The 11831-nt window shown below is 61.3% G+C and carries 10 protein-coding genes and 2 rRNA genes (1 of these 12 running past the window's edge); 4 read left to right on the top strand and 8 right to left on the bottom strand.

What is annotated here, in order from left to right; all coding sequences use genetic code 11:
• From PSEMAI1_RS0119500 to istB, 4 genes are all read left to right on the top strand, one after another.
• A 23S ribosomal RNA gene (locus PSEMAI1_RS0119500) occupies nt 1-2581 on the top strand; it begins 310 nt to the left of the window's first position.
• 115 nt (nt 2582-2696) lie between these two features.
• Nucleotides 2697-2810 (top strand): 5S ribosomal RNA (rrf, locus tag PSEMAI1_RS0119495).
• A 499-nt stretch (nt 2811-3309) separates the two neighbouring features.
• Nucleotides 3310-4527, top strand: coding sequence for an IS21 family transposase (gene istA, locus PSEMAI1_RS0119490; RefSeq protein WP_029770442.1), 1218 nt, complete (start codon nt 3310-3312; stop codon nt 4525-4527).
• The gene (gene istB / locus PSEMAI1_RS0119485; RefSeq protein ID WP_024300898.1) at nt 4527-5312 is read left to right on the top strand and encodes an IS21-like element helper ATPase IstB; all 786 of its coding nucleotides are present in this window, start codon (nt 4527-4529) and stop codon (nt 5310-5312) included. Before istA ends, istB begins: the two co-directional genes overlap by 1 nt.
• Here the strand turns inward: istB and PSEMAI1_RS0119480 are convergent.
• The 8 genes from PSEMAI1_RS0119480 to PSEMAI1_RS0119450 all read right to left on the bottom strand — a co-directional run bounded on the left by PSEMAI1_RS0119480 (nt 5237) and on the right by PSEMAI1_RS0119450 (nt 11694).
• Nucleotides 5237-6871 carry an IS66 family transposase gene (locus PSEMAI1_RS0119480; RefSeq protein ID WP_024304484.1) on the bottom strand — a complete coding sequence of 545 codons (1635 nt, stop codon included), beginning with the start codon at nt 6869-6871 and terminating at the stop codon, nt 5237-5239. The genes istB and PSEMAI1_RS0119480 overlap by 76 nt on opposite strands.
• Before the next feature lie 49 nt (nt 6872-6920).
• The gene (gene tnpB, locus PSEMAI1_RS0119475) at nt 6921-7265 is read right to left on the bottom strand and encodes an IS66 family insertion sequence element accessory protein TnpB (protein ID WP_024304483.1); all 345 of its coding nucleotides are present in this window, start codon (nt 7263-7265) and stop codon (nt 6921-6923) included.
• The gene (locus PSEMAI1_RS21580; protein ID WP_198019644.1) at nt 7262-7642 is read right to left on the bottom strand and encodes a transposase; all 381 of its coding nucleotides are present in this window, start codon (nt 7640-7642) and stop codon (nt 7262-7264) included. Before PSEMAI1_RS21580 ends, tnpB begins: the two co-directional genes overlap by 4 nt.
• A 174-nt stretch (nt 7643-7816) precedes the next feature.
• The gene (gene murA, locus PSEMAI1_RS0119470) at nt 7817-9070 is read right to left on the bottom strand and encodes a UDP-N-acetylglucosamine 1-carboxyvinyltransferase (RefSeq protein WP_024304482.1); all 1254 of its coding nucleotides are present in this window, start codon (nt 9068-9070) and stop codon (nt 7817-7819) included.
• Nucleotides 9071-9073: 3 nt separating this feature from the next.
• A complete protein-coding gene (locus PSEMAI1_RS0119465; protein WP_024304481.1) occupies nt 9074-9322 on the bottom strand; it encodes a BolA family protein in 249 nt (82 codons plus the stop codon).
• Between the two features lie 23 nt (nt 9323-9345).
• Nucleotides 9346-10101 (bottom strand): ABC transporter permease, encoded by a 756-nt coding sequence (locus tag PSEMAI1_RS0119460; RefSeq protein ID WP_024304480.1) that lies wholly within the window; start codon nt 10099-10101, stop codon nt 9346-9348.
• Nucleotides 10101-11003 carry an ABC transporter ATP-binding protein gene (locus PSEMAI1_RS0119455; RefSeq protein ID WP_024304479.1) on the bottom strand — a complete coding sequence of 301 codons (903 nt, stop codon included), beginning with the start codon at nt 11001-11003 and terminating at the stop codon, nt 10101-10103. The genes PSEMAI1_RS0119460 and PSEMAI1_RS0119455 overlap by 1 nt, the downstream gene beginning before the upstream one ends.
• Nucleotides 11004-11046: 43 nt before the next feature.
• On the bottom strand, nt 11047-11694 hold the full coding sequence (locus PSEMAI1_RS0119450) for a TetR family transcriptional regulator (protein WP_024304478.1): 648 nt from the start codon (nt 11692-11694) through the stop codon (nt 11047-11049).
• Nucleotides 11695-11831 lie beyond the last annotated feature (137 nt).

The following is an 11831-nucleotide window of genomic DNA, read 5'->3' as shown; positions in this document are numbered from 1 at the left end:
GCCATAGTGGGTGATAGCCCCGTACACGAAAACGCATTCCAAGGACTAGGCGTACGACAAGTAGGGCGGGACACGCGAAATCCTGTCTGAAGATGGGGGGACCATCCTCCAAGGCTAAATACTCGTGATCGACCGATAGTGAACCAGTACCGTGAGGGAAAGGCGAAAAGAACCCCGGGAGGGGAGTGAAATAGAACCTGAAACCGGATGCATACAAACAGTGGGAGCCCTGTAAGGGGTGACTGCGTACCTTTTGTATAATGGGTCAGCGACTTACGTTCAGTAGCGAGCTTAACCGAATAGGGGAGGCGTAGGGAAACCGAGTCCGAACAGGGCGATTGAGTTGCTGGGCGTAGACCCGAAACCGAGTGATCTATCCATGGCCAGGATGAAGGTGCGGTAACACGCACTGGAGGTCCGAACCCACTAGTGTTGCAAAACTAGGGGATGAGCTGTGGATAGGGGTGAAAGGCTAAACAAACTCGGAGATAGCTGGTTCTCCCCGAAAACTATTTAGGTAGTGCCTCATGTATCACTTCCGGGGGTAAAGCACTGTTATGGCTAGGGGGTCATTGCGATTTACCAAACCATGGCAAACTCAGAATACCGGAAAGTGCGAGCATGGGAGACAGACGGTGGGTGCTAACGTCCATCGTCAAGAGGGAAACAACCCAGACCGCCGGCTAAGGTCCCAAATGATCAGTTAAGTGGTAAACGAAGTGGGAAGGCCCAGACAGCCAGGATGTTGGCTTAGAAGCAGCCATCATTTAAAGAAAGCGTAATAGCTCACTGGTCGAGTCGTCCTGCGCGGAAGATGTAACGGGGCTCAAACTGATAACCGAAGCCGCGGATTTGCACTTAGGTGCAGATGGTAGGGGAGCGTTCTGTAGGTCTGTGAAGGTGTGTCGTAAGGCATGCTGGAGATATCAGAAGTGCGAATGCTGACATGAGTAGCGATAAAGCGGGTGAAAAGCCCGCTCGCCGAAAGCCCAAGGTTTCCTACGCAACGTTCATCGGCGTAGGGTGAGTCGGCCCCTAAGGCGAGGCTGAAAAGCGTAGTCGATGGGAAACGGGTCAATATTCCCGTACTCTCGTATAGTGCGATGTGGGGACGGAGAAGGTTAGGTCAGCCAGGTGTTGGACGTCCTGGTTTAAGCCGGTAGGTGGGAGCGGTAGGCAAATCCGCCGCTCTATTAACACCGAGACGTGATGACGAGGCTCTACGGAGCCGAAGTGACTGATACCACGCTTCCAGGAAAAGCCACTAAGCTTCAGCTATACGAGAACCGTACCGCAAACCGACACAGGTGGGCAGGATGAAAATTCTAAGGCGCTTGAGAGAACTCAGGAGAAGGAACTCGGCAAATTGATACCGTAACTTCGGGAGAAGGTATGCCTCTTAGGGTGTAGGACCTCGCGTTCGAAGCCTCGAGAGGTCGCAGAGAATCGGTGGCTGCGACTGTTTATCAAAAACACAGCACTGTGCCAACACGAAAGTGGACGTATACGGTGTGACGCCTGCCCGGTGCCGGAAGGTTAAGTGATGGGGTGCAAGCTCTTGATCGAAGCCCCGGTAAACGGCGGCCGTAACTATAACGGTCCTAAGGTAGCGAAATTCCTTGTCGGGTAAGTTCCGACCCGCACGAATGGCGTAACGATGGCCACACTGTCTCCTCCTGAGACTCAGCGAAGTTGAAATGTTTGTGAAGATGCAATCTCCCCGCTGCTAGACGGAAAGACCCCGTGAACCTTTACTGTAGCTTTGCATTGGACTTTGAACAGACTTGTGTAGGATAGGTGGGAGGCTATGAAACCAGGACGCCAGTTCTGGTGGAGCCGCCCTTGAAATACCACCCTGGTGTGTTTGAGGTTCTAACCTTGGTCCGTGATCCGGATCGGGGACAGTGCATGGTAGGCAGTTTGACTGGGGCGGTCTCCTCCCAAAGTGTAACGGAGGAGTTCGAAGGTCACCTAGGTACGGTCGGAAATCGTGCTGATAGTGCAATGGCAAAAGGTGGCTTAACTGCGAGACCGACAAGTCGAGCAGGTGCGAAAGCAGGACATAGTGATCCGGTGGTTCTGAATGGAAGGGCCATCGCTCAACGGATAAAAGGTACTCCGGGGATAACAGGCTGATTCCGCCCAAGAGTTCACATCGACGGCGGAGTTTGGCACCTCGATGTCGGCTCATCACATCCTGGGGCTGTAGCCGGTCCCAAGGGTATGGCTGTTCGCCATTTAAAGTGGTACGTGAGCTGGGTTCAAAACGTCGTGAGACAGTTTGGTCCCTATCTGCAGTGGGCGTTGGAAGTTTGACGGGGGCTGCTCCTAGTACGAGAGGACCGGAGTGGACGCACCTCTGGTGTACCGGTTGTCACGCCAGTGGCATTGCCGGGTAGCTAAGTGCGGAAGAGATAACCGCTGAAAGCATCTAAGCGGGAAACTCGCCTGAAGATGAGACTTCCCTGAGGACTTGATCCTCCTGAAGAGTCGTTCGAGACCAGGACGTTGATAGGTCGGGTGTGGAAGCGCTGTGAGGCGTGAAGCTAACCGATACTAATTGCTCGTGAGGCTTGATCCTATCATTTGAGTGGCTTGGGCCACGCGGTGAAGTGTGCGACGTACGATCGATTACCCAAATTCGAAATGGAAGCTGACAGGCTTCCAGGCTTCTTCCAGTTTGTTGACAGTTTATGTCTGGCGGCCTTAGCGAGGTGGTCCCACTCCTTCCCATCCCGAACAGGACCGTGAAACGCCTTAGCGCCGATGATAGTGCGGCCTTGCCGTGTGAAAGTAGGACACCGCCAGACTCCCCTTGAGAAGAGCCCAGACCTTACGGTCTGGGCTTTTTGCTTTGGCGCTGCCGAAGCTTGTTCATCCTTGTTGTCCCTAGTGGTTGTACCTCCCCCTACCTGCCAGCAATGAAAAGGAATGCCGGTCCATGATGTGGGGTAGGGCCCTAGCAATGCCTGACCAGCGGGCACAGCCGCCGCATTTGTGTGGCTTCGAGATACTCAGGTTCTCTTGGCATGCGCTGTTGGGCAACTGTAACGCCCCGGTCAGCACCGTCTTTCCGGGCCGAATGAACTGTGTTGGGAGAGGATTTGCCGCGAAGGCAATGGCTAACTGGTGGGGACGTCCAGCTTGAGGTTCCAGGGCAGCAGGTCGGCTACCTGTGTCAGGCGACATCGTAAATTGACCCCCTAGCGACACGAAGAACTGACCCCCTTGTTTGCAAGGAGGCAGTCGTTGGAAACGCAGTATTCAGCGAGTCATCCTGTACCCCGTGAGGTTTGTGGAGTACGGGAGATGTTGGAGCCGGAAGCAGTAACGGCAATCGTTCGACTGGGGCAATCCGGCTGGGGGGCGAAGCGGATTGCCAAGACGCTGGGAATCGCCCGAAATACCGTGCGGCACTATTTGCGTGCCGGCGGCCCGGTGCCATACCAGCAGCCGCAACGCAGCGGCGTGCTCACCGGGCACGAGGCCTGGCTACGTGAGCAGTTTCTAACGCACAAGGGCAACTGCGACGTGGTGCGTCAGCTACTGGCTAAGGAACACGGTATTGCCACCAGCCTGCGCACCGTTGAACGCGCCTGCCGGCCATATCGGCAGGAGCTTGAAGCCAGCCGGCGAGCGACGATCCGGTTCGAGACTGCTCCTGGCGAGCAGATGCAGATCGACTTCGGCCAAGTGCGCATCCAGATCGGTGGCGAACTGGTGCGTGTGTACCTGTTCGTGGCGACGCTTGGCTACTCGCGCCGTGGCTTTGTTTGCCCATTCCGTCACGAACGGCAGAGTGCTTGGTTTGGCGGTATCGAAGCGGCGTTCGAGCACTTCGGTGGACGGGTGCAGACTCTGCTGATCGATAACGCCAAGGCCCTCGTGGTCGAGCACGACATGCAGACCCGGCAGGTCCGCTTCAACAGCCGCTTCGAGGCGTTCTGCCGGCATTGGGATGTGCGCGTGAAGGCCTGCGCGCCGTTCCGTGCGCGCACCAAGGGCAAGACCGAGAACGGCGTTGGCTATGTGAAGAAGAATGCTATCGCCGGTTACACATTCGAGAGCTGGGCCGCATTGGAGGCTCACTTGACCCGCTGGCAGCGGGAGGTGGCCGATACCCGCATCCACGGGACGACCGGCATGGCGCCCAAGGAGCGGTTCGACGGCGAACGTCCGCATCTGCGTCCTGTTGCCGGCATAGTGCCGTTCCTGCAAGTGCGGGAGCTGATCCGTCGCGTCAATGCCGAAGGCTGTGTCGAGCTCGATACTAATGCCTACAGCGTGCCCTGGCGGCTGATCGGCGAGATGGTCACGGTCGTTGTACGAGCAGGCACGGTGACGGTCCATTACGCCGGCCAGGAAGTAGCGCATCACGCCGAGTTGGCCGGCAGTCGCGGACGGCAAATTGACCGCGCCCATCTGCTTGGGGTCGTGCCGCCGCTATCCGAGCCGGTCCCGCCACACGGCGGCGCTTTGCTGCGCCCGCTGGCAGAGTATGAGGAATTGGTCGGAGGGGGCTGGTGATGATCGAACCCGACCGACTGGAAGAACTGTTGACCCGGCTGCACTTGACGGCGATCCGGGATCAGCTGGATAGCCTGCTGGACGAAGCGAGCCGTGCCCAAATGACACTGCGCGAAGCGCTGCTGTTCCTGGCCGAGCGAGAGGTGGCCCGGCGCGATACGCGACGCATCCAGATGGGGATGAAGCTGGCTCGATTCCCCTGTGTACGCACGCTGGAGGGCTTCGACTTCGATGCGCAGCCGTCGATTGATCCCGGCCAGGTCCGGGATTTGGCCACCGGGCGCTGGATTGGCCACGGTCAAGCGTTGTTGCTGCTGGGACCGCCCGGAGTCGGCAAGACGCATTTGGCGGTAGCACTCGGGCGTGAGGCGGTAGAACGGGGTTACACGGTGCTGTTCAGTTCTGCTGCATCGCTGATGGCTGGACTGACGAAGGCGCATGCCGATGGGCGCTTGGAGGAGAAGCTGTTGCAGCTATCGAAACCCAAGCTGCTGATCGTCGATGAATTGGGCTACCTGCCGCTGGAACCGGCGGCAGCGCACCTGTTCTTCCAGCTGGTCTCGCGGCGCTATGAGCGGGCAAGCCTACTGATCACCAGCAACCGCCCGGTGGGGGAATGGGGCCAAGTGTTTGGTGACGCAGTGGCGGCAACGGCCATCCTGGATCGGCTGCTGCATCACAGCCAGGTGGTCACGATCCGGGGAGATAGTTACCGGCTACGCGACAAACGACGGAGCGGCCTGCTGCAGAAGGCGACGGCCGAACCGATTACATCAACTAGTTGATTAACCCTGGGGGTCAATTCCAGATGTCGCCAGGGGGTCAAATCCTCGTGTCGCTTGACAACCTGGTTCACCGGGTAATCGGCAATGACACCCAGTACATGGCGCAGATACGCCTCCGGGTCGAGACCGTTCAGTTTGGCACTACCGATCAGGCTGTAGATCGCGGCGGCACGTTCTCCGCCGGCATCCGAGCCCAGAAACAGGAAGTTCTTCCGACCTAAGGCCACTCCACGCAAGGCGCGCTCGGCAGCATTGTTGTCGATCTCGATCCGCCCATCTTCCGTGTAGCGTACCAACGCTTCCCACCGATTCAGCGCATACTGGATCGCCGCCGTCGTCTCGGATTTACGGGAGAGTTTGCCAAGTTGATCGTTTAGCCAGCGATGGAGTTGCAGCAGTCGGGGGCGGCTGCGAGCTTGGCGGACTGCCCGCCGTTCTGCCGGCGGGCTACCTCGGATGGCCGCTTCGATCCCATACAGCGCAGCGATCTGTTCCAAGGCCGTTTGCGTCACGGTCGAAGGGCGGGCAACGTGCAAATCATAGAATTTGCGCCGGACATGCGCCCAGCACGCGGCTTCCTGAATCCGGCCGGTGTCGTACAGCTGACCAAAGCCGGCGTAGCCGTCGGCCTGCAGGATGCCGGTGAAGTCTTTCAGATGCGCCTGCGGGTGCTCGCCTTTGCGATCCGGCGAGTAGCTGAACCAGACCGCGGGGGGCGTCTCATCGGCGGCGGGACGGTCATCGCGGACATAGGTCCACAACCGGCCGCTCTTGGTGCGGCCTTTACCGGGCGCCAGCACCGGGACCGGGGTGTCGTCGGCGTGCAGTTTACCGGCACTCAGCACATGCTGACGCAGCGCGTCGACCAAGGGACGCAACAGCCGGCTGCTTCCCCCGACCCAATCGGCCAGCGTGCTGTCGTCCAGCTCCACCCCTTCGCGGACGTAGATCTGGCTCTGCCGATACAGCGGAAGGTGGTCGCAGAACTTCGCGACCAGCACATGCGCCAGCAGACCCGGGCCGGCAAAGCTGCGCGCCAGCGGGCGGCTCGGGGCCGGGGCTTGCACCATGCGGTCACAGCAGGAACAGGTGTATTTCGGGCGCACATGGCGGATGACGCGGAAGCGGGCCGGGACATACTCCAGTACTTCCGATACGTCTTCGCCCAGTTGGCGCCAGACCCCACCGCAGTCCGGGCAGGCCGGCTCGGCCGGTTGATGGGCCTGGATATCGCGTGGCAGATGATCCGGCAACGGACGGCGGACCGGATGTCGGCGTGCCGGTGCTTCGGTACCGGAGGGAGCAACGGGTGCTTGCTCCGCTTCGGCCGTTTGCAGTTCTTCCAGCTCCAACTGCAGTTGCTCGATCTGACGCCCGAGCTTCTCGGAGTGGCGGCCAAACTGCATACGCTGCAGTTTGGCGATCAACAGCTTGAGGCGTTCGATCTCGTGGGTGCGGCTGGTCACCGTGGCTTCCAGTTGCTGAACCGTCTCCGTCATGGACAACACCAACGCCTTGAGGGCGTCGATATCGTCGGGGAGAGAGGTAGCGGTCAGCATGCTGTCATTGTACGCAGGCTGACCGAGGGGGAACATAGGGGGATGAAACTCAAACGCTGGTGGGGGTCCAGGTGCGCTGGGGACGGCGCCAGTCGATGCCTTCCAGCAGCATCGACAGCTGGGCGGTGGTCAGTGACACGCTGCCGCGGTCGGCACTGGGCCAGACGAAGCGGCCCTGTTCCAAGCGCTTCGCTAGCAGGCACAGGCCATCGCCGCTCCACCACAACAGCTTGATGCGGTCGCCACGTCGGCCACGGAAGACGAACACATGGCCGGAGAACGGATCCAGTTCGAGTGTGCTCTGGACGATGGCGGCCAAGCCGTCAAAGCCACGGCGCATGTCGGTCACGCCGGCGGCAAGCCAGACCCGGGTTCCGGCCGGCAAGCCGATCATGCGGTCAGTACCTGCAACACCAGGCGCAGCGTCTCCGGATCGGGGCGTCCGTGTATGCTGAGACGGCCTTTGGCCAGGGTCAGCTCCAGGCGGCTAGCGGTCTGAGGTGTTGGTGAGGTCGAAGCGGGTGCCGCCATGGCATCGATGATATCGACCGGCAACAGGAGCGGAGACGGACTGACTGGCCCGAGCTGTCCCTTGCGATATTGATAGCGCCAATTAAATAGCTGATTGGCGTTGAGTCCATGTTCGCGCGCGAGTCGAGCAATCGAAGCCCCTGGAGCAAAGCTTGCTTGGACAAGACGCTGCTTGAACTCCAGCGAGTATCGTGTGCGACGGGAGCGAGCCGGTTCAGCGGTAGGCGAGATCTCGTTCAAGATTAAGTGTCCATCTATTCATAAGTGGACATTTATTCTCATCATTCCACGTGAGAACTCCAGACGGTGCTGACCGGATGCTTACGGGCAACTGTGATGTCTTTTCTGACAGGCAAAAAAACACCCCGGCAAGCCTGAGCTTGCCGGGGTGTGTCGTTTGCAATGGATCGGCGATCAGCTGATGCGTTCGATCTGTGCGCCGACGGCACCCAGCTTCTGCTCGATGTGCTCGTAGCCACGGTCGAGGTGGTAGATGCGGTCGACGACGGTCTCGCCGTCGGCGACCAGGCCGGCGATCACCAGCGAGGCCGAGGCGCGCAGGTCGGTAGCCATCACCGTGGCGCCGGACAGGCGTTCTACGCCCTTGACGATGGCGGTGTTGCCCTCGATCTCGATGTTGGCGCCCATGCGGTTGAGTTCCGGCACATGCATGAAGCGGTTCTCGAAGATGGTCTCGGTCATCACCGCAGCGCCGTCGGCGATGGCGTTGAGCGTCATGAACTGCGCCTGCATGTCGGTCGGGAAGGCCGGGTAGGGCAGCGTGCGCAGGTTGACCGACTTGGGGCGGCGCTTCATGTCGAGCGAGATCCAGTCGTCGCCGGCCTCGACCACGGCACCGGCTTCCGCCAGCTTGTCGAGGATGGCGTCCATCGAGAGTGGCGCGGCGTTGCGCAGCACCACGTGGCCCTGGCTGGCGGCGGCGGCGACCAGGAAGGTGCCGGCCTCGATGCGGTCCGGCATAATGGCGTGCTCGGCGCCGTGCAGGGCTTCCACCCCTTCGATCACCAAGCGGTCGCTGCCGATGCCGCTGATCCTGGCCCCCATCTTGTTCAGGCACAGCGCGAGGTCGGTCACCTCCGGTTCGCGCGCGGCGTTTTCCAGCACCGTGGTGCCGTCGGCCAGCACCGCCGCCATCAGCAGGTTCTCGGTGCCGGTGACGGTCACCATGTCCATTACCACGCGCGCACCGCGTAGCCGCTTCGCCTTGGCCTTGACGTAGCCGTGCTCGATGGTGACGTCGGCGCCCATCGCCACCAGGCCCTTGATGTGCTGTTCGATCGGACGGCTGCCGATGGCACAGCCACCGGGCAGGCTGACGGTGGCCTCGCCGAAGCGTGCCAGCGTCGGACCCAGCACCAGGATGGAGGCGCGCATGGTCTTCACCAGATCGTACGGGGCGACCAGGTTGTCGATGCCGGCGCCGGTGATCTCGACCTCATGCACGTTGTCGGTCATCACCCGCGCGCCCATGCCTTGCAGCAGCTTCTGGGTGGTGGAGACGTCGCGCAGCATCGGCACGTTGCTGAGCTTGAGCGTGTCGGCGGTCAACAGACCGGCGCACAGGATGGGGAGGGCGGCGTTCTTGGCGCCGGAGACGCGGATTTCGCCGTTGAGCGGACCGTTGCCGCGGATGAGCAGTTTGTCCATAGATTAGCCCTGTTGTTTGGCCCACTCGTCCGGCGTCTGCGCCTTGACGATGGAGAGCGCGTGGATCTCGTTGCTTTGCAGCTGTTCCTTGATCACTTCCTTGACCAGACGGTGCCGGTCGATCAGGCGTTTGCCGGCAAAGGCTTCCGACACCACCACGGCGTAGAAGTGATGGCCGTCGCCTTCCACCTCGAGATGGGTGCAGTCGAGACCGGCGGCGATGTACTGTTTGACCTGTTCGGTTGTAGCCATACGTTTAATCCTCGCGAACTGTCCTAGTGTCTGAGCTTGTAGCCACGCTGAAGCAGCCACAATGCCAGAGCGGACAGCAAAATGAAACTGGTGCCGACTACGCCGAACGACAGCCAGGGGCTGACGTCGGCCTGGCCGAAGAAGCCGTAGCGGAACCCGTCGATCATGTAGAACACCGGGTTGACGTGCGACGCGGCGCGCCAGAAGGCCGGCAGGCTGTGGATCGAATAGAACACGCCGGACAGGAAAGTCAGCGGCATGATCAAAAAGTTCTGGAACGCCGCCAGCTGGTCGAATTTCTCGGCCCAGATGCCGGCGATCACGCCCAGCGTGCCCAGCACCGCCGAGCCCAGCAGGGCGAAGGCCAGCACCCATAGCGGGTGGGCGGGCAGGCTGAGGCCGAACCAGGAGGTGATCAGCAGCACGCCGGCGCCGACCGCCAGCCCGCGCACCACCGAGGCCAGCAGGTAGGCGGCGAAGAACTCCAGCGCGGTGAGTGGCGGCAGCAGCAGGAACACGATGTTGCCGGTGATCTTGGACTGGATCAGACTGGACGAGCTGTTGGCGAAGGCGTTTTGCGCCATCGACATCATCGCCAGGCCGGGAATCAGGAAGGCGGTGTAGCTCACGCCGGGGTAGGCTTCGACGTGGCTGGACAGCACGTGGGCGAAGATCAGCTGGTAGAGCAGCGCGGTCAGCACCGGCGCCGCCACGGTCTGGAAAGAGACCTTCCAGAAGCGGACGAGTTCCTTGCGGAACAGGGTCAGGAAGCCCTGCATCAATGGCCTCCCGCTTGCATCATGCTGACGAACACGTCTTCCAGGTCCATTTCGATCAGGCCCAGTTCACGCACCTCCACCCCGGCTTCGCGCAGGGTCGCCAGCACGCCTTCCAGCGCACCGATCTCCGACAGGCGCAGGATGTGGCGGCCATCTTCCTGACGCAACTGCAGAGCTTGCAGACTGGGCGGCAGCTCGGCCGACAGCTTCAGCGCTACGTCGCGCTCGTTGCTGCGCATCAGCAGCTTGTCCTTCTCTTCCAGCGCCACCAGCCGGCCCTTCTTCAGCATGGCGATACGGTTGCACAGCGCCTCGGCTTCTTCCAGGTAGTGCGTGGTCAGCACGATGGTGTGGCCGGCGCGGTTGAGCTCCTGCACGAAGCTCCACAGGCTCTGGCGCAGTTCGACGTCGACGCCGGCGGTCGGTTCGTCCAGCACGATCACCGGCGGGCGGTGCACCAGCGCCTGCGCCACCATCACGCGCCGTTTCATGCCGCCCGACAGCGCACGCATGTTGGCGTCGGCCTTGTCGGCGAGGCCGAGCTTGAACAGCAGCTCGTCGAGCCAGGCGTCGTTGCGCGTCAGGCCGAAGTAGCCGGACTGGAAGCGCAGCGTCTCGCGCACCGTCAGGAAGGGGTCGAACACCAGTTCCTGCGGCACCACCCCCAGGCTCTGGCGCGCCGCCTTGTAGTCGCGCACCACGTCGTGGCCCATGATGCGGATGGTGCCGCTGTCCGGGCGCGTCAGGCCCGCCATGGCGGAGATGAGCGTGGTCTTGCCGGCGCCGTTGGGGCCGAGCAGGGCGAAGAATTCGCCGGGTTCGACGCTGAAACTGACGTTGTCGAGGGCCTGCAGCTGGCCAAAGCGTCTGCTGACCGAGGAAATGTCGATGGCCGGGACCATGGCGGATGGGAGTCGGGTAAAAGGGGAGAATTATACCGCCGGCTCAGGGGCGGGGGGAAAGTTGTTCCAGCACCTCGGCTTTGAACAGGCCGTGGTACAGGCTGGAGAGCAATGCCGGCGTGTCGTGCGCCAAGTCGAAGCGTTGCGCGTCGGCGAGCCAGATGCGCAGCAGGCCGTCGTGCAGCGCTTGCAACGACTGTGCCGCCATCACCGGCTGGACGTGCGGCTGCAACTGGCCGCGGGCCTGGGCTGCCAGCAGGATCTGGGTCAGGGTGAAGTGGGCCTCGCGCATCTTGGCGACGCACTGCTCCTGGACCGGCGCCAGTTCGTCGACGTGCTCGGTACGCAGGAAGATGACTTGCAGCACGCGCTGCAGGCGTGGGTCTTGGGCGACCGAACTGAGCAGAGTGTTGCTGAATCTCCACAGCGCCTGCGCCGGGTCGTGTGCTGCAGCTTGTTGCAATTCGTTCCGGCGGGTATCGAAGTGGGGGATGATGCGGTCGAGCATGGCCCGGTACAGGTCGAGCTTGTCCACGAAGTGCCAGTAGACGGCGCCGCGGGTCAGGCCGGCGGCACCAGCGATGGTGGCCAGCGTGGTGCGGGAAACGCCATGCGTGCTGAACAGCGCCTCGGCGGTGTCCAGGATGCGGCAGCGGGTTTGCTCGGCTTCTTCTCGGGTGCGACGTGCCATGGTTCTCGGTGATCTGATGTAACCGGCGAGTTTAACGGCAGGTCGGTCATTCGCCTACTGGTTATAAGGGAATTCTCGTTTTTAGCGGTCTGGCATGGGGTGATGCAGTATTGCCCAAGAGAGGCGGACTTATGGAC

The sequence above is a fragment of the Pseudogulbenkiania sp. MAI-1 genome, from assembly GCF_000527175.1.
Taxonomy (GTDB): Bacteria; Pseudomonadota; Gammaproteobacteria; order Burkholderiales; family Chromobacteriaceae; genus Pseudogulbenkiania.
The sequence above is the reverse complement of the archived record's forward strand: the minus strand, read 5'-3'. Positions and strand labels throughout refer to the sequence as shown.